Source organism: Bacillus cereus group sp. BfR-BA-01360, from assembly GCF_022663595.1.
GTDB lineage: Bacteria > Bacillota > Bacilli > Bacillales > Bacillaceae_G > Bacillus_A > Bacillus_A cytotoxicus.
On the sequence record NZ_JAKUFV010000036.1, the window covers coordinates 1 to 18,074 of the forward strand.

The following is an 18,074-nucleotide window of genomic DNA, read 5'->3' on the forward strand; positions in this document are numbered from 1 at the left end:
GAGATATTAACGCAGGACAAAATCTTAAAAATGAAGCAATAAGACTTCTAACCGTAGGGACTACGGGGATATCCTAATCAATAACTAACCGTTAGGTTGGTGTTCTTAGGAATCTCCCACTTCAAACAGACCGTAAGGTCGTTAAGTGGTGAGTAGTTCAATATTAAGTCATAACAGTACGTTCCTAAAGTACTTTACATACACTTTAGGAGAGTATTTTTTTCAGCGTCTCTAAATTTACTTTTTACAATATACATGATAAGAATTTTATCTTCTAACAGATAAAAAATTAAGAAAAATATGATGAAATGTAAAATATGAGTTTATGTAAGATTTACGATAAAATGACCGGAGGAATCATGATGAAAATAAATGATATAGTAGCGGAAACAGATTTCCCAAATACCATTGAAACGATCACAAATGATTTAAGGAAATTAGGGATACAGAAAGGAATGACAGTGATTGTACATTCTTCGCTTAGTTCAATAGGATGGGTGTGCGGTGGAGCAGTTGCGGTGGTGGAAGCATTAATGAACGTAATTACGGAAGAGGGAACGATTGTAATGCCAACGCAAACATCTGATTTGTCGGATCCAAAAAATTGGGCTCGACCACCAGTTCCAAAAAACTGGTGGTCCATAATTCGTGAGAATGTGCCTGCCTTTCATCCGGATATTACTCCAACAAGAGCGATGGGGAAAATTGTAGAGTGTTTTCGTACATACCCAAATGTAAAGCGAAGTAGTCATCCGTTAAATAGTTTCGCTGCTTGGGGGAAACATGCAGAATGGATTACAGCGGACCATTCACTGTCATTTAGTTTCGGTGAAGCATCTCCATTAAAGAAAATATATGATTTAGATGGATATGTATTATTAATAGGAGTTGGCTATGATTCGAATACATCTATTCATTTATCAGAAATACGTGCTGGGGCGTGTGAATTTATAAAAGAAGGAGCGCCTATTATTGAAAATGGGGTTAGCGTCTGGAAAGAGTTTGATGAAATAGACTATGACCCTGAACCATTTGTTAAGATTGGGACAGAATTTGAACAAACAAATGCTGTTCAAATTGGAAAGATTGGAAATGCAACGTGCAGAGTCATGAAGCAGAGAGAGATTATCGATTATAGTACAGCGTGGCTTCGCTCGAAAAATAAGTAAGGGATGATTCAAATGAAGGGGAAAAAGATAATAATTACAAGCGGTGGTTGTCTGGAAAAATGGGATCAAGTGCGCGGACATACAAATTTAGCAAAAGGAACAATCGGAAGGCTACTTGCAGAAGAAGCGATGGAAAAAGGAGCACATGTTATATATTTACATGGCTATTTTGCTGAAAAACCGGTCGCAACAAATGTACAATTAGAATTACATCCTTTTGAAGGAATTATCGATTTACAGAATAAAATGAAAAGCATTATGACCCATGACAAAATTGACGCTGTTATTATGGCTGCGGCTGGATCGGATTGGATTGTTGAAAAAATTTGTGATCAAGAAGGAAATGTACTTAGCATGAACGGAAAGATTTCTAGTGATATAGCGCCAGTCATTCATTTTCAAAAAGCACCTAAAATATTAAAACAAATTAAACAATGGGATCCAGAAACGCTTTTAGTTGGATTTAAACTTGAAAGCGATATCAGTGAAGAGGAATTAATTCAGCGTGCCAGCATGAGAATGAAAGACGCAAAGGCCAATATAATGATTGCCAACTCATCGCATTCGTTACATTCACGCGGAGCTTATCATTATGTAATTGGAGAAGATGGCTATGTCCAGCTATGTGAGGGAAAAGATGAGACTGCCAAAGAGATTATAAAACGTCTAGCCTACTTATGTTCCTCTAGAGAAAGAAGCTTTAGTAAATAATATAAATGGGGGTACGTATATGGAGCCATTATTAAAAGAAGCGATTCGCTTGCGAAAGGAAAGGGAATAAAAGGTGGGATGATATGAATCAAGCTATTGCACATAAGAGAAGTTTTGTTGATTTTCTATTTTACTCCTGTGAATAATTGGATATAATCCTCTCAAAACAAAGTTGACTTATCGGAAAGATTTGTATAATATATAGTTAATTCAATAATATATTGCTGATTGGAAAAACCAAAGGCATTTCATTCATTTATGAAATGCCTTTGGTTTTTTTGTTATATCATTTCTTAATTCATTCATTTTAAGGAGGGCGAATGTGTGACAGTTTCCATTCAAGGCGTTACGAAATCTTTTGTGAAATCCTCTGGAAGTGTTCGAGTGTTAGAGGATATTCAGTTACAAATAAATAAAGGAGATTTTGTAACTATAATTGGCCCAAGCGGGTGTGGAAAAAGTACTTTATTAAAGATTGTAGCAGGGTTAGATAATGATTTTATTGGTGAAGTCTTTATTGATGGAGAACAAGTGACAGCACCAAGTATGAAACAAGGATTTATTTTTCAAGAGCATCGTTTGTTTCCATGGCTTACAGTTGAAGAAAATATTGCAGCTGATTTATCACTTAGACAATTAGAGGTACAAAGACAAGTGAAGGAATGGATTGAAGTCGTTCGACTCAAAGGATTTGAAAAGTCTTATCCAAAAGAGATATCCGGTGGTATGTCACAACGAGTTGCCATTGCAAGAGCACTATTACGAAATCCCAATGTATTACTACTAGATGAACCATTTGGTGCGCTAGATGCATTCACGAGAACGCATCTACAAGATGTGTTACTAAATATTTGGAAGCAAAAGAAGACAACAATGATTTTAGTTACGCATGACATAGATGAAGCAATTTATCTTTCCAATCGGGTTGTCATTATGAGTCATAGACCTGGAACAATAAAGAAAGTGATCTCTAATCCATTACCATATCCACGGAGTAAGACTTCTTCATTATTCCAACAATTTCGAACGAAAGTTTTAAAAGAGTTTGAGTATGGAGAACTTACGACTAAAAGTGTGTAAGGAGGGAAGGCTGGTGCAGAATAAAAAGAATATATTGATTTATTTCACTTTAGGAATACTCCTTTTATTGACGGGGTGTCAAAGCAAGGCAGTAAGTGAAAAAAATGAGAAGGGAGATCTAACAATTCAAATTGGTATACAGCAAGGGTTAAGTCCACTATTACTCGCACAGAAAAAGGGATGGTTTGAAGAAGAGTTTGAAAAAGTTGGTGTAAAAGTAAAGTGGACGGAATTTCAAAGTGGTCCTCCTTATTTTGAAGCGATTGCTTCAAATCGTTTAGACTTTGGGGAAGTTGGAAACTCACCGGTTATCTCCGCACAAGCTGCGAATATTGAATTCACAGAAATTGCAAATACGAGCTATGCAAGAAAAGGTACAGGGATTCTTGTGAAAAAAGATAGCAAAATTACAAGTATAAAAGATTTAAAAGGGAAAAAAGTTGCCGTCGCAAAAGGAAGTAGCGCATTTAATTTATTATACCGTGCGTTAGAGAAAGAAGGATTAGATGCAAAAGATGTCGGTGTTATTCAGCTACAACCTGATGAAGCACAGCCAGCTTTTGAATCAGGATCGGTAGATGCATGGGCAATCTGGGATCCATTTATATCATTACATACATTAAAAAAAGGGGCAAAGGTGATTGTAGATGGTGATACATTAAACATCCCATCACCAGAATTTATTGTTGCAAGAACAAAGTTTGCGAAAGAACACCCAGAACTCGTTGTGACGTTTCTGAAAGTATATGAAAAAGCGCGAGTGTGGCAGGAGTCTCATTTTGAAGAGGCAGTCAATATTTATGCTTCCGCAAAGAAAATTGATCCTGAAATTGTAAAAGAAGTATTTCATCACGACAAACCTATTTTAGTACCAATTACGAAAGACATTATAAAAGAACAGCAAAAGACGGCTGATTTTCAATATAAACTGCATTCTATTAAAAAGAAAATTAAGCCTGCCGAAGTTGTAGATAATACGTATATTGAAAAAGCATTGAAATCGGAGTAAAGGGGTGTTAGAAAATGGAAGGCGCGAAAACGATAGTTGAGACAGCAGAAGTAAAACTAGCTCAAAAGCAAGAAATGGCTCATTCTCGTAAAAAGAATGTTTCTCTCTTGATACGAGCAATTATTATACCGACTATCGTATTGCTGATTTGGCAATTCGCAGGATTTTTGGAGCTTGTTTCTAAAACAGTTTTACCGACACCGTGGGATATTTTTCTAGCTTTTCAGAGCCTTGTTCAGACGGGGGAATTGTTTAATCATTTAAGTATTAGTGTGTTTCGAGCAGCTGTTGGCTTTTTCGTTGGCGGTAGTCTAGGGGTTGTTTTAGGAACAATTGTTGGTTTTTCAACAAGAAGCGAGCAATATTTAGATCCTTCGATACAAATGCTCAGAACTGTACCACATTTAGCTGTGGCACCATTATTTGTTTTATGGTTTGGGTTTGGCGAAACATCAAAAGTATTACTGATTGCCGATGGGGCTTTTTTTCCTTTATATGTGAATACGTTTTTAGGAATTCGTGGTGTAGACTCCAAGTTATTTGATGTTGCTAGAGTATTAGAATTTAGTAAAAGGAAGTTAATTACAAAGCTCATTATACCGGCTGCCTTACCAAATTTATTATTAGGTGCCAGATTATCTCTAGGTGTTGCATGGGTGAGCTTAGTGGTAGCGGAACTTATGGGCTCAACGGAAGGAATTGGCTATATGATTATGGATGCGAGACAATTTTCTAATACAGATATTGTTTTTGTAGGAATTATTATTTTTGCATTTGTAGGGAAATTTTCAGATTCACTCGTTCGTTTATTGGAAGTGAGATGTTTGAAATGGAGGGATAATTATAAAGGAGAGTCTGGAGTTTAAAGAGTCGAATCGGAAATGAATTAGAGTATATATAGTGAGATTTTTATAAGTCGCAAGTTAAAGGAGAACGTAAAACGAAAAAGGGGTGTATGAAGAAATGGAAATATTATGGTTTATTCCAGCTTATGGTGATGGCAGGTATTTAGGTACGACAAAAAGAGGGAGAGCTGCTGAATACGGATATTATAAGCAAGTTGCACAAGCAGCTGATTATTTAGGATATAGCGGTGTATTACTTCCTACGGGACAAGGATGTGAAGACCCTTGGGTGTTAGCTTCAGCACTTGCTGCTGAAACGGAAAAATTACGTTTTTTAGTTGCGGTAAGGCCAGGGATTATGTCACCAACAGTTGCAGCGAGAATGGCGTCAACATTTGATCGGATTTCAGATGGACGTCTTCTTATTAATGTTGTAGCGGGAGGAGATCCAGTTGAACTACAGGGAGATGGCCTATTTTTAGATCATGATGCAAGGTATGATGCTACAGATGAGTTTTTAAAGGTTTGGAAATCAGTTTTGCAAGGGGAACAAGTCTCTTTAGAAGGAGAATATATTCAAGTAAAAGATAGTAAAGTTGTGTTTCCACCTGTTCAATCTCCGCATCCGCCGATTTACTTTGGTGGATCATCAGATGCTGGAAAAGCTGTAGCAGCAGAACATTGTGATGTATATTTAACATGGGGAGAACAGCCAGCGCAGGTAGAACAAAAAATAAAAGAAGTAAAAAAATTGGCGGAAGCAAAAGGGCGTACAGTTCGCTTCGGTATCCGGTTACATGTCATCGTAAGAGAGACAGAAGAAGAAGCTTGGAAAGATGCGGAACGATGTATTCAATATGTAGACGATGCCACAATTGAACTCGCTCAAAAAACATTTGCACGTTATGAATCAGTTGGACAAAAGCGTATGACACGTTTAAATAAAGGAACGAGAGAGGCCTTGGAGATTAGCCCGAATTTATGGGCTGGTATTGGATTAATACGGGGAGGCGCTGGAACAGCTCTTGTTGGGGATCCACATACAGTGGCGAAGAGAATAAAAGAATATGAAGAACTAGGTATAGATACATTTATTTTATCTGGTTACCCACATTTAGAAGAAGCCTATCAAGTAGCTGAACTGCTATTTCCGCTTTTACCGGTATCCCAAAATGAGAAAGATAAAATTGTTGGAGAAATGATTGCGGATGCCTATGCATTAGAAAAGAAATAATTGAGTAATAAAAACAAACCGGCAAGCTGCTATCTTGCCGGTTTTCATCGTAAAAGACGAAAAAATATGATAAAATAAAAAGGTAACTTATGGTATGGTTGGGTGTTCAATTATCACTTCTCCACATAGAAGGGGGGTGATAATTTGTGAGCGAGATTACGTTACTACTGCAAGGTGGATTATTTCTCGTTGCATTGCTGACGTTCGTTGTCGTTTTAATTGACAAGCTCAAAAAATAACAACCCATCTATGCCAATAGAATATGGGTTGTTATATTCATAAGAAACAAATAGGATAAATGAACAATCCAATCTGTCAAGTTACGTTGACTAGTGTGTAGCCGCACACTAGTCTTTTTTATTTATATACAATTTTTATTGTTTTATGTGATTGTATTGTTCTTTTCATACTCATTATACCATAGTGCCTTTTTATCAAGAAAGGAGAGCGTATGTTCTAGTTTTGAATACTTATGATGAAATATGTGTAGATGGTCTTTTTTCCATAAATAAATGATTCATGTATTCTTTTAAACTTTCTATGTAGAATGATTGGTTTTGAACATCATTCACACCAATCATTGGAGAAGGGAGATGATACGCTTTTTGAGAAAGATGAACAACAACATCAAAAATATTAAATAGACGGACGAAGCAGAATAAACCGTCTGTATCACTTAATAAAATAAAGTAGTGATTGTCACTTTTTGTATTTAATGTATTCCATAACGAACTTTTACTTAAGTCGCGAACAATACTTTTTTCCTTTAATTCAAAGAAGTCCGCGTTGGATAGAATGGCGGAAATTTCAATTGCATCCGGGTCATAAAAATAGCCATCTATTGTTTGAACAGCGAAAGTGTAAGCCATTTTTAAAATGCTCATTTTATATTTTCGATTATCCAAAAGTAATTCACGTTGAATGGAGCTGGCCACTTTTGTAACGCGTTCTTCTTTCCAAATTTCATTATGTAGTGAAATATCGTGTTTTTTACATAGTTTCATAATAAGTGAGTTAGAATAATGAATTTCATCTTTTGTCTCGGTAACGTCTGTTTCCGCCGCAGCTAATTCTTGTCCATATTCTTTTATGTAAAGAGGAGAGTCAAGTTGTTGTTTCATTTGTTCAATTTTATATTGGCTAAGTTTATGTCTAATTAATGGGCGATCAACATGTATTGTAAGATGTTCATGGCAGGAATCACAAACTGAATTTGTGAAATAATATCCACATAATATCTCTGGAATGACGTGTTGTTCACTAAGTTCTTTCGTTTCTTTTCGGCAAATGATACATTGCGCCATATTTATCACCTTTATCTACAAATTTGTATGTAATCTAATTTCATTGTAGTGTATTTGATGGTATTTTGGAATATTGTAATTAAAAATATTATGTGAAATTCACACTTAGTTTGGTACAATAAGGAGAGGTGCTAGTTTAAAGGAGGCCATTTTTTTGAAATCGAAAGTGCACTTTTGGACATTGGAAGTGCTGATGGTTGTAGGAATTATATTTATTTGCACAAAAATATCGTTTTTATTTCAACCAATTGGCATATTTATTTCAACTTTATTTTTCCCAATCTTAATTGCTTTGTTTCTATATTTTATATTCAATCCTGTGTTAGTATTTTTAGAGAATCAAAAAGTTCCTAGAAATTTAGCAGTTTTACTGTTGTATGTTTTTATTATTACATTAACTGCAGTGGCAATTGGTGTAGTTGTTCCGACAGTTTCACAACAGCTAATGGAATTAGTGAAAAACTTACCAAATTACATTAAGGAGGGAAAAATATACATACAAGAACTATCTCATCATAGGCTATTTGAATGGCTGACTACACAAGATTACATTTCTATTGAAACAATTGAAAAAAATGCAGTGGAATATTTGAAAGATATACCAAATACGATTACGTCGAGTGCAACGGCTTTATTTGGTATCATTACAAATGTCGCGTTAGTTATATTTACTGTACCATTTATCCTGTTTTACATGTTCAAAGATGGACATGCTTTTCCTAGAAAGGCTGTTAGCTTTTTGCCAGAATCGTACCGTGAAGAAGGACTGCGTATTATAAAAGAAACAAATGAAACTTTATCTGCATATATACAAGGACAAGCACTTGTTTGTTTATTTGTAGGAGCATTTACATTTATCGGATATTTCATTATTGGATTGCCGTATGCATTCATTTTAGGAATCATAGCGGCATTCACAAACATTATTCCAAACTTAGGTCCATTTATTGGAGCTGCACCCGCTGTTATTGTTGGATTATTTGTATCGCCAATGCAAGCTGTCTGGGTAATCTTAGTTGTAACGATTGTTCAACAATTTGAAAGTAACATTATTTCACCGCGTATTATGAGTTCGAAGTTGAACATTCATCCTTTGACAGTTATCGTATTAATCTTAGGAGTAGGGAACTTTGCTGGAATTATTGGAATGATTTTAGCTGTGCCAGCTTATGCGGTTACAAAAACAGTTGTTTCTAATTTAGTAAGATTATTTAAGACGAAACGGAGTAGCCGAAAATAGAATAAAGTAAGGGTGATACACCTATAAGGAGGTGTATCTTTTTTTTTGATTAAAAACTATATTTATTATAAAATTTTTATATATTTAATCCCGACTCTTTAGGATAATAAGTTGGTAACTGCCTTCATTGGTGAAAAGGGGATTTTATTTTCTGGCTAAGTGGAATCCCTCTCTATAATCCAAATCATTTTTTCACAACGTGCTATGAACATCTTAACTCTCTCCTTTCTTTATTAACTTATATGATTTTTTATAAGAATCTGCAATAGGTACTTCGGCGATTACGAATTTCCTCAACAATTTTTTTATATTGTTGTTCTTGCTTCACTTCTACTTCAGATAAAGGTCTCTTTTGAATTGAAATCGTTAAAAAGAATACTTTAAATTTCATACTTGAATTCCTCCATCCTAAAAGAATTTATAAGCGACTACAGTAAAGGCTTTGGCGTATTTTTATGTCATTGACTGCCTTATGAATTTGTTGTTCATGCAACAATTCAGATTTTGAGAGCTTATTTTTTTGTATAATAATGGTCAAAAAGAATATTTTAAATTTCATTAGAGATTGCTCCTTTTCAATTTAATACATTTGAGTATAGTACAAACTTTTACGGTCGATTATTTCCTCCATCGTTTGTTTTAACTGCTGTTTTCGCAAAATCTCTTCTTCAGACAATGTTCTTTTCTGAAGGGTAATTGTAAAAAAGAAGATATGAAAGGTCATAGGTGAATGAATTCCTCCTTTCGAAAAGGAATTATAGATGATCACAATAAAGTGTTTGACGCTCTTTCATTTCATTCATAGCATTTTCAATCTGCTCATGATGAGCTAAATCAGCTTCAGAAGTCGTAGTTCTTTGAATCGTAATACTTAAAAACAATACGCGAAAAGTCATCAAATGTTGCTCCTTTCTTTAAAAAATAATGTAAGAGACTAAAAAATCGCACAAAAAAGCCACAGGAAGATATAGTACTCCTATGGCTGAGCGTGAAAAAGCCACAGGAAAGTATACGACCTCCTGTGGCGAATGTATGAGTTAAAAATAAAAGGCGATTTTTAATTCTCCATTAGGTTGGCCGAATAATTATGAAATTGGAAAACAGATGCAACAACATGTAATTGTAATCTTGACATTTCATTCGACCTCCTTTTAGAATATTTTTCCTACGCTAATAAGTATATACAATAAATGGATAAAAGTAAACAGAAAAAGTGAAAATTTTTAATTTTGATAAAAATGTATATATTTTGCGGTGGGGGATTCTAGAATACGATTTATATAGAAAAGGCATGGAAGAACTAACGCGTAAGGGCGAATTTCGAGAGGATTACATGCTATATATGGAATATATGCTGTTTTTTATCTGGATTTCTTATCTTGTAATAGTTTTATAAAAGGGAGAAAGAAACAAGTCGGTTAAGATTTCTTGCATTAGGACCAAGTAACAAATGTAGAAAGTGTTCATGAACAATAAAATTGTTTAAAAATAAGAACATAAAAGGGTTTAAGTTATATTTTTCTATATTATGTATAATAGGCGTATAGAATATTCGATTATCGCACGTTTCACAAACATGCAGTATGGAGGAGAAAATGAAAATAATAGAGCTACCCATTGAATTTAATAGGCAAAAAAATTACATTTATCCTAGCTTAATTATATTGAATAATGAACTAACTTTGGTCGATACAGGGTATACAAATTCCCTGTCTTTAATTGAAAACGAAATTTTAAAAAATGGATACGAAGTGAAGAATTTAAAGAATATAATCATTACTCACTATGATGATGATCATATAGGCTCCCTTTATGATTTCAAGGAAAAATATCCTTGGATTAACATTATAGCTAGTGAAAGGGAATCAAAATACATTAGTGGTGAAATAAAGTCAGAGAGATTAGTTCAAGCTGAGGAAATGCTTGAACATATGACAATTAAAGAAATCGAATTTGGTAAATGGTTTGTACAACAATTAAAGAATTTGAAGCATGTTTCAATTGATGAAAAGGTACATGATGGCGATATGATTCTAGATAACAAATGTAGAATAGTAGCAACGCCGGGGCATACTTCAGGGCATATTTCATTGTATTTTCCAAGTTTAAAAAGTGTAATTACAGGTGATGCAGCTGTTAATGAGGATGATGAATTAATCATTGCCAATCCACAATTCTGTTTAAACATTGAGAAAGCGCAACAGTCTTTGAGAAAGATTAAAAATCTTAAAGCTGAAACTTACTATTGTTATCATGGGGGGAAAGTCACTTTATAATTTAGGGCTAAACGTAGATATCAACTTGCGCCTATACTGTCTAACTGAACCTTTCGTTATTTTCACTTCTACAGTGCCTTATAACTAGCGATCTGGGTGTAACAACCTGCGTGAAATTCACCTATGAAATATGCTCTTCTAATCATTTTTGGATAATGGATTAACGTTTTGTTTTGTATTAGATATACATTTCACAACATCTAGAAAAATCAATTAAAAGACAGCTTTGATTTTTGATAGAAGTCTTCGCATCATTTTAGTGATTTATATACAGTCTCAAGAATCCAACATACTGAAACTACTCTTATAAGGGAGGGGGAGTATGTAAGTTTTTTGTGCGAACTCGAGGTTCTAGAGCTGTTCCGACCTAGTCTATTATAAAAAATAGTAGCACAAGCGATGATTGTGCTACTAATCTTAGTATATTTGTATTGATTTTTCGTATATATGTGTTACAATGGAAAAACGCTCATTGCTTATTTTTAAAAAACTCAATATATATCCAATATAATTATATCAAAAATGGCGAGTGATTGTCAAACTTTTTGTTGAAATTTATATTGTACAAGATGATGAGCAGAAGAATGGCTGATAAGGAGTGGCGATATGGAGAAAACAAAGCAAGAATGGAAGCAGGAGCAGCAGCGCGTGGATGAGGTAGTAAGCAAAGTTAGAACGCGTATAGATTCGTTAGAGCAGTATGTAAGTACAGTAACAAAAGATGTTGTTCAAATACGCAAACATTTTTGGGATGATGTAACAGTGAATGTTGATAATATAGAAGAAGCTGTAGAAACAGCGGCGAGTATAAAGCAACAAGCGGAGTTATTATCAGAACGAGAGCAAAGCCATCGTCATATATCGAGTCAACTAAAAGGATTACAACGATTACAGCAGTCGCCATATTTTGGACGGATTGATTTTATAGAAGATGGTGAAGACAAGAAAGAGTCTATATATTTAGGGATTCACTCATTTTATGATGAAAGTACAGAACAGTTCCTTGTTTATGATTGGCGGGCACCTATTTCTAGTTTGTATTATGATTATTCGTTAGGAAGAGCGAAGTATAGCGCACCTCATGAAACGATTTCTGGAGAGATGACTTTAAAACGTCAATATGTTATCCGTGGTGGTAAAATTCAGAATATGTTTGATACAGCAGTTACTATTGGGGATACGATGCTGCAAGAAGTACTTGGGAATCATGCGAATACACAAATGAAAAGTATTGTATCGACTATACAAAAGGAACAAAATCAAATCATTCGAAATGAAACAAGTCGCTTACTTATTGTGCAAGGTGCAGCTGGAAGTGGAAAAACATCAGCAGCATTACAGCGCATCGCATATTTGCTATATCGTTATCGGGATACATTACATGCGAATCAGATTGTTCTTTTTTCTCCAAATGCAATGTTCAATAGTTATATTTCTACTGTTTTGCCAGAGCTTGGGGAAGAGAATGTGAAACAAACGACGTTTCAAAAGTATTTAGAGGATCATATCGAAAGAGGGTTTGAAGTAGAAGATCCATTTACGCAAATGGAGTATGTATTAACAAAAATAGAAGATGACAATTACAAGGTTCGGTTAGAAGGGATAAAGTATAAAGCTAGTTTACAATTTATTACTGCAATGGATCGGTATATCACATTTTTAAAACAAGAAGGCATGCAATTTAAAGATATTCAGTTTAAAGGGAAAGTTATTATTTCGAAAGAGCAAATAAAAGAGAAGTTTTATGAATTTGACTCGGCAATACGTATTCCGAATCGAATCAAACTGATCTCCGAGTGGTTATTAAAAGAACTAAGGAAAAAAGAAAAAGTAGAAAGAAAAAAGCTGTGGGTAGAGGAAGAAATACAGTTATTAGACAAAGAAACATATTTAAAAGTTCATCAACAACTGCAGAAGGAAAAGGCATATTCTGACGGTACATTTAATGAATTTGAAAGAGAACAAAGTATGTTAGCGGATATGGTTGTGAAAGAACATTTTATACCGCTTCGAAGACGGGTAAAGAAATTACAATTTATTCATACGAAAGCGTTATACACACAACTATTTCAAGACCCTAACTATATAACTCAATTTTTAGATCGCGAAGAACTACCAGAGAACTGGTGGGCAATATGCAAACAAACAGTGGAGAAAGTGAAGCATTTTTATATGCCGTATGAAGATGCAACGCCGTACTTATACATGAAAGATCAAATACAAGAATTGCAAAGAAATACAGCTGTAAAACATATATTTATTGATGAAGCGCAGGATTATTCGACATTCCAATATGCATTTTTAAAACGTATATTTCCACATACAAAAATGACAATACTTGGTGATTTTAATCAAACTATTTATGAACAAGCGACAAATCATTTATTTTCACAATTAAATGATTTATATGGCGAAGAGCGCAGTGAAAAAATTGTGTTGAAACGCAGCTATCGATCTACAAAACAAATTATTGAATTTACCAAACAGTTTATTCCGCATAGCGAAGAAATTGAACTATTTGAACGAGATGGGCGCAAGCCGGTAATGATTGAAGTGAAAGAATGGGAGAAATATGATAAGCAAATTGCAGAGGGAATAGATGATTTAAAGAAGAGAGGGCACCGAACAATTGCGGTTATTTGTAAAACAGCAGAAGAAAGTAAAGTAGTCTATAATCGCTTTCAGCAACTTCAAAACGTTCATCTTATAAAGAAGGAAACGAGTTCGTTTGATAGTGGTATTCTAGTGATTCCATCCTATTTATCAAAAGGGATAGAATTCGATGCAGTTATCATTTATGATGCATCACAGTATAAACGAGAAAAGGAACGAAATTTATTTTACACGGTGTGTACACGTGCGATGCATGAATTAATGATTTACAATAAAGGAGAAATCAATCCGTTTTTACAATCTGTTTCACAAAAGAAATATGAGCTTGAAAGTTAAAAAAGCTGGCATAAGTCAGCTTTTTTTCGTTTGTACGCTAAGCAAAGCACCAATTGCACCGCTATAACCGTGATCTTGTAAGAAAATGGGTCGTTTATTTTGATACTTTGTGTAATGTTCAATAATGTTTTGTAGCTGTGTATTGTTAGATAAGGTAGAGCCGATATAAACGATATCATTTATGTTTTTTGCCTCAGCAAATTGAAGACTTAATGCGGTAACGACTTCGCCAACAAGACCTTGCAGGGTGGCAAGTAAATCTGAATGCGTATAGTTTAAATCTGTCATTGCTGCTTTCCCGAAATTACTAGCTGTTAAATGGTAATCAATAGGTGAGAGTGCGCCGCTATAAATATCTCCAACTGTTATATCAAGGGTATTTCTGTTCCCTTGTTTTGCATGATGGAGCACTTGATCAAAACTTTCTATATTTGTTAATAATTTTGCTAGTCCCATGATTGTGCCACCGCCAACGCCAGTTCCTCCTGCGCGAACATATTGTTTATCATGGATGTAGTGAATTGAAGTACCTGTGCCGATATTTGTTAAAACAAAATTGTTTAGGGAGAGAGTTTCTTTTTTAAAAAGAAACTGCACACCTTGGAGGGTAGCTTCAAATTCATTTGCATATATCGTTTCGTATTGATTCGCAAGTAATGTTTGTAATTGTTCACCTTTTCCACCTGTTATACATAACTTCGTAATTGTTTCGTTTTGATGAAGCCACTTTTTCATGTTTTCTTGCTCATAAGAATAAAATTTCTTAAAAGATATTGTCTTATTGCTTTCAAAGTAAGCAATTTTTGTTAATGTTCCTCCAGCATCAATACCGACAACACTTTCCATTTTTTTAACCCCTTCTTATGTATTTCAAATTATTATTGTTTCGCTTTGTAGATTAATAGTTTTTTAGTTGTAACAATCAATTGATCGTTTACAGTTGCTGTCCGAGCATAAAGCCTCGGCGATTTCGTATTACTTCATAATGTAATATAACCGTATCACTAAGGAATGCTTTTCCGTGAAACTGTACACCGTCTAATGATGAAAGAAAACCCAATCCATCAGAGTCACTTGTATCGATATTTGTAACCTTTTACAGATTGTCCTTCTTTTATATCTACAATATGATCAATCATTAAGAATGGATAGCGGTGGGGAAGCGTACCTTTCATAGTTAAACCTCCATGTAAAAGGGTCTCTCCTGCTATGAGAAAGCAGAAGAGTTGATATTAATTTTTAACAAGTGCATTTTCTTTTTTGGAAGAGAAAATCCCGCTATTTTTAATATTTTCAACGACTTGTTGTAGAACCTCTTGATCTTGGACGAGTGCGATGCGGACAAAGCCTTCACCATGTGGTCCAAAAGCATGACCAGGGGTTACAACAACATTTGCACGGTCCATTAACGCATATGCGAATTGTAAGGAGGTCCAGCCATCTGGTATTTCTGCCCATACAAACATGCTGCCAGCAGGTTTCTCAACGTTCCAGCCAAAAGAAGCAAAACCGTCAATTAAAGTATTGCGGCGCTCTTGATAGATAGTCCGGTTTTTCGAACAAAATTCCGCTCCTTGGCGCAAAGCAACCGCGGCAGCTTTTTGAATGGGTAAGAAAACACCGTAATCTGTATTGGATTTAAATTGAGTAAGGGCTCTCACAATTTCTTCATTGCCAATCATATATCCGATGCGACTTCCTGCTAAACTATAACTTTTGGATAGGGAATTGATTTCTACCCCTACTTCTTTAGCACCAGGAACAGATAAAAAACTAATTGGTTTTTGATTATCGTAATAAAATTCAGCGTAAGCAAAATCATGAACAACAATGATATGATGTTTTTTAGAAAATGCGATTACTTCTTTAAAGAAGTCTTCGTGTGCCATTGCTGGAACTGGATTTCCTGGGAAGTTTAATATCATCATTTTTGCCTTTTTAGCAATTTCTTCGGGAATCTCTTGTAGATTAGGTAAAAAGTCGTTTTCTTTCTTTAACGGCATGAAATATGGAGTAGCACCAGCCATTTGTATTCCTGTCTCATAAGCTGTATATCCAGGGTCAGGAACTAAAATAAGATCTCCAGGATTTGCAAAGACCATAGGTAAGTGCACTAAACCATCTTGAGATCCCATTAATAACAACACTTCACGATCAGGATCTAATGTGACATTGTGACTTGCATGATAATATTCCGTTACCGCTTGATGAAAGTCTTCAACTCCTGTCAAAGTATAACCGTAATTTTCTTTTTCATTTGCTGCATGTACCATAGCTTCTCTGACGAAATCGGCAGGGGGCATATCTGGATTTCCAATGCTTAAATCAATCATTTTATGACCTGCTGCGATCTTTTCTTTTTTATAAGCTGCTAATTCGCTAAATATGGAAGATTGAAATGCTTTCATTCTTGTTGCTAACGTATATGTCATTAAAACCCCTCCTAAAACTGTGTTCTCGTTTTAAAATTCCTACTATTTTATTATTCTGAAAACACGCGAATCTATTTTATCATTTTTTGAGGAAGATGAAAATGTTAGCATGAATAAATATATATAAAAGAAGATATTTTACGTATTTGCATATTGTTTTTTCTCTAACTTGGGAGGATTTGATATATTGCTTGCTAGAAGCGTTTATAATGGTTTTTTCACTTAGCGAGAGAAGAAGCGACAATGCCAAATGTAAAGAGAGCGAATGATACAAGTGCGATGTTTAATTTTGAGCAGCAGAGTCTATATTTTTTATTTCATAGTATAAATTCCATTCTTTATATAGAGAAAATGATATTTTATCTAGTATAAAAAGAGTTGTTGGTAATTGGAAAATAAATGGGGATGAACTTAAACTGAGGATAGGGGTGATGGAGTATGATCAAGCAGTTTTTTCAAAAAATATTTAAGCAGTTTCTACAAGAAAAGGAAGAGGAAATGGTAGTGAGATTATGTTTTTGGATTGTGTTTTATTACATGTTTACACCTAAATTTATAATGAATGCCGGCGGATCTTTGGTTAAGGTTAATCAATCACATGAAGAGTATACATATGAGAAAGTAGAAGACTTCTTAAGAGAGTATAACGGAGAAATAAAAGATGCATTTTGTATCAGAACTGATATGTACTATGTTACATTTGAGGAGAAAATTAAAGAGAAATGTCACGAATTGCTTTATGCTTATTATTTTCCTCGTTTCATTTATCGTCGTTCTTTATTATGTACAGAATTATTAAAAGAGATAGGGGTAAGTAAGGATATAGAATTTGCATCCTATAGAACGCTAATTTTAGAGCATTTTACAGAAATAAAACAGATTATTCATTTGTATGAAGAAACGGTATTAACGAAGTTATTTCAATTTTCATTCCCGTTAGTTGTTCAATCCTATTGTGAACCTATGAGCATGTATGTGCAAAAAGAAGAAAATATACTTTTCGTGCATTAAGTAAAGAAAAAGAACCCACCAAAAGGTAAGGCTCTTAACAGAGTAAATGCTACATGACTTCATTTAATCTTGTTTCATTTACAGCTTCAAAGGTATTAGAAGTATTTTGGATTGCGCTAGTTGCATCTTGTTCTTTTTCTTTGTGAGATTTTTTGAGGATTTTCAAAATAATCCACATCGGAACACCTTTCTCTTTTAACGTGCTCCATAAGTCTAATTCTGTAAACTTATGTTTAGCTTGTTGTGTTGTTTTTTCGAACAATCGAATATCAAATTTAACCCCGTCATCTTGCTTATTTTCTTTTTCTGAAATAGCGACATGCTGTTTCTCGTTTTGTGCAACATACAAAGGAGTAACCTTTGTATGTTGCGACATAGCATTTACATTCCATTCTATTTGCATTTTTGCACCTCCTTTAATAATTATACATTCGTATAAATAGATTTTGAATAAAAAATAAAACAAATTTCCTAATGATGAAGAGTGCGAAAGAAAAACTTATCATTCATAAATGATAGAAAGAAGATGAATCATGTTGAAAAGTATGTAACGAGTCAAATCTATGAAAAAGGAAGGTTACCATATATCATACAGCACGTGCAATCTCGTCAAAATATTCGTTTACTTGATATTACAATAGGTGGCGGACATGTTGCTAATGCACTAGCACTGGATTTAATAGGAAAGGTATAAAAGTTTATTACGAAATAGAGCTTTTTGTATATGACGAATTGTATTATTAAGTGCGACACCTAAAGAAAAAACAAAAAAGCCCACCTCGCTTCGTGTAAAATAGAAGTTACCACACAACCA

At 34.4% G+C, this 18,074-nt stretch carries 19 protein-coding genes and 3 pseudogenes; 13 read left to right on the forward strand and 9 right to left on the reverse strand.

The genetic code is table 11. From position 1 onward, the window contains the following. Positions 1-362 precede the first annotated feature (362 nt). From MR056_RS20695 to MR056_RS20725, 7 genes are all read left to right on the forward strand, one after another. On the forward strand, positions 363-1,169 hold the full coding sequence (locus MR056_RS20695; protein ID WP_041809781.1) for an AAC(3) family N-acetyltransferase: 807 nt from the start codon (positions 363-365) through the stop codon (positions 1,167-1,169). A gap of 3 nt (positions 1,170-1,172) precedes the next feature. Continuing rightward, the gene (locus MR056_RS20700) at positions 1,173-1,880 is read left to right on the forward strand and encodes a phosphopantothenoylcysteine decarboxylase domain-containing protein (protein WP_087098790.1); all 708 of its coding nucleotides are present in this window, start codon (positions 1,173-1,175) and stop codon (positions 1,878-1,880) included. Positions 1,881-2,204: 324 nt separating this feature from the next. Beyond that, positions 2,205-2,960, forward strand: a complete 756-nt coding sequence (locus MR056_RS20705; RefSeq protein WP_087098788.1) for an ABC transporter ATP-binding protein — start codon at positions 2,205-2,207, stop codon at positions 2,958-2,960. Beyond that, positions 2,932-3,969 carry an aliphatic sulfonate ABC transporter substrate-binding protein gene (locus tag MR056_RS20710; protein WP_048723329.1) on the forward strand — a complete coding sequence of 346 codons (1,038 nt, stop codon included), beginning with the start codon at positions 2,932-2,934 and terminating at the stop codon, positions 3,967-3,969. The genes MR056_RS20705 and MR056_RS20710 overlap by 29 nt, the downstream gene beginning before the upstream one ends. Positions 3,970-4,043: 74 nt before the next feature. Continuing rightward, positions 4,044-4,835, forward strand: a complete 792-nt coding sequence (locus MR056_RS20715) for an ABC transporter permease (RefSeq protein ID WP_375293720.1) — start codon at positions 4,044-4,046, stop codon at positions 4,833-4,835. A 97-nt stretch (positions 4,836-4,932) separates the two neighbouring features. Beyond that, entirely contained in the window at positions 4,933-6,048 is a 1,116-nt protein-coding gene (gene ssuD / locus MR056_RS20720) for an FMNH2-dependent alkanesulfonate monooxygenase (protein WP_012094463.1), read from the forward strand. 146 nt (positions 6,049-6,194) lie between these two features. Next, the gene (locus tag MR056_RS20725; protein ID WP_087095017.1) at positions 6,195-6,287 is read left to right on the forward strand and encodes a putative holin-like toxin; all 93 of its coding nucleotides are present in this window, start codon (positions 6,195-6,197) and stop codon (positions 6,285-6,287) included. 231 nt (positions 6,288-6,518) lie between these two features. Here MR056_RS20725 and MR056_RS20730 read toward each other — a convergent pair whose 3' ends face one another. Beyond that, positions 6,519-7,352, reverse strand: a complete 834-nt coding sequence (locus MR056_RS20730) for an HNH endonuclease (protein ID WP_012094462.1) — start codon at positions 7,350-7,352, stop codon at positions 6,519-6,521. Positions 7,353-7,506: 154 nt separating this feature from the next. Here MR056_RS20730 and MR056_RS20735 point away from each other — a divergent pair, with 154 nt between their 5' ends. After that, positions 7,507-8,592, forward strand: coding sequence for an AI-2E family transporter (locus MR056_RS20735; protein WP_012094461.1), 1,086 nt, complete (start codon positions 7,507-7,509; stop codon positions 8,590-8,592). A 250-nt stretch (positions 8,593-8,842) separates the two neighbouring features. Here the strand turns inward: MR056_RS20735 and MR056_RS20740 are convergent, their stop codons facing one another. From MR056_RS20740 to MR056_RS20755, 4 genes are read right to left on the reverse strand one after another with little or no spacing between them, the layout of a single operon-like run. Next, complete coding sequence (locus MR056_RS20740) at positions 8,843-8,983, reverse strand: YrzI family small protein (RefSeq protein WP_012094460.1); 141 nt, start codon at positions 8,981-8,983, stop codon at positions 8,843-8,845. Between the two features lie 27 nt (positions 8,984-9,010). Next, on the reverse strand, positions 9,011-9,151 hold the full coding sequence (locus tag MR056_RS20745) for a YrzI family small protein (RefSeq protein WP_081428377.1): 141 nt from the start codon (positions 9,149-9,151) through the stop codon (positions 9,011-9,013). Between the two features lie 21 nt (positions 9,152-9,172). Then, positions 9,173-9,316: a YrzI family small protein gene (locus tag MR056_RS20750; protein ID WP_041809778.1), complete on the reverse strand. Its 144-nt coding sequence runs from the start codon at positions 9,314-9,316 to the stop codon at positions 9,173-9,175. A gap of 31 nt (positions 9,317-9,347) precedes the next feature. Next, a complete protein-coding gene (locus tag MR056_RS20755) occupies positions 9,348-9,488 on the reverse strand; it encodes a YrzI family small protein (RefSeq protein WP_041809776.1) in 141 nt (46 codons plus the stop codon). A gap of 699 nt (positions 9,489-10,187) precedes the next feature. Between MR056_RS20755 and MR056_RS20760 the strand changes: the two genes are divergently transcribed. The 3 genes and pseudogenes from MR056_RS20760 (at position 10,188) to helD (ending at position 13,817) form a co-directional block, all read left to right on the forward strand. Continuing rightward, positions 10,188-10,868 carry an MBL fold metallo-hydrolase gene (locus MR056_RS20760; RefSeq protein ID WP_012094457.1) on the forward strand — a complete coding sequence of 227 codons (681 nt, stop codon included), beginning with the start codon at positions 10,188-10,190 and terminating at the stop codon, positions 10,866-10,868. Further along, positions 10,846-11,080 (forward strand): annotated as a pseudogene (locus MR056_RS20765) (hypothetical protein); the annotation flags it as partial. The gene MR056_RS20760 and the pseudogene MR056_RS20765, both read left to right, overlap by 23 nt. Positions 11,081-11,474: 394 nt before the next feature. Continuing rightward, positions 11,475-13,817, forward strand: a complete 2,343-nt coding sequence (gene helD, locus MR056_RS20770; protein ID WP_048723327.1) for an RNA polymerase recycling motor HelD — start codon at positions 11,475-11,477, stop codon at positions 13,815-13,817. Positions 13,818-13,832: 15 nt separating this feature from the next. Here the strand turns inward: helD and coaW are convergent, their stop codons facing one another. The 3 genes and pseudogenes from coaW to MR056_RS20785 all read right to left on the reverse strand — a co-directional run bounded on the left by coaW (position 13,833) and on the right by MR056_RS20785 (position 16,249). Continuing rightward, positions 13,833-14,663, reverse strand: coding sequence for a type II pantothenate kinase (coaW, locus tag MR056_RS20775; protein WP_012094455.1), 831 nt, complete (start codon positions 14,661-14,663; stop codon positions 13,833-13,835). A 32-nt stretch (positions 14,664-14,695) separates the two neighbouring features. Further along, positions 14,696-14,992: pseudogene (locus MR056_RS20780) on the reverse strand (3-hydroxyacyl-ACP dehydratase FabZ family protein). 57 nt (positions 14,993-15,049) lie between these two features. Then, a complete protein-coding gene (locus tag MR056_RS20785; protein WP_048723325.1) occupies positions 15,050-16,249 on the reverse strand; it encodes an LL-diaminopimelate aminotransferase in 1,200 nt (399 codons plus the stop codon). A 438-nt stretch (positions 16,250-16,687) separates the two neighbouring features. Here MR056_RS20785 and MR056_RS20790 point away from each other — a divergent pair, with 438 nt between their 5' ends. Continuing rightward, positions 16,688-17,260 (forward strand): hypothetical protein, encoded by a 573-nt coding sequence (locus MR056_RS20790; protein ID WP_012094453.1) that lies wholly within the window; start codon positions 16,688-16,690, stop codon positions 17,258-17,260. A gap of 49 nt (positions 17,261-17,309) precedes the next feature. Here the strand turns inward: MR056_RS20790 and MR056_RS20795 are convergent, their stop codons facing one another. Beyond that, the gene (locus tag MR056_RS20795; protein WP_048723323.1) at positions 17,310-17,663 is read right to left on the reverse strand and encodes a DUF3914 domain-containing protein; all 354 of its coding nucleotides are present in this window, start codon (positions 17,661-17,663) and stop codon (positions 17,310-17,312) included. A 123-nt stretch (positions 17,664-17,786) separates the two neighbouring features. Between MR056_RS20795 and MR056_RS20800 the strand changes: the two are divergent. Then, positions 17,787-17,930: pseudogene (locus MR056_RS20800) on the forward strand (class I SAM-dependent methyltransferase); the annotation flags it as partial. Positions 17,931-18,074: the final 144 nt, after the last annotated feature.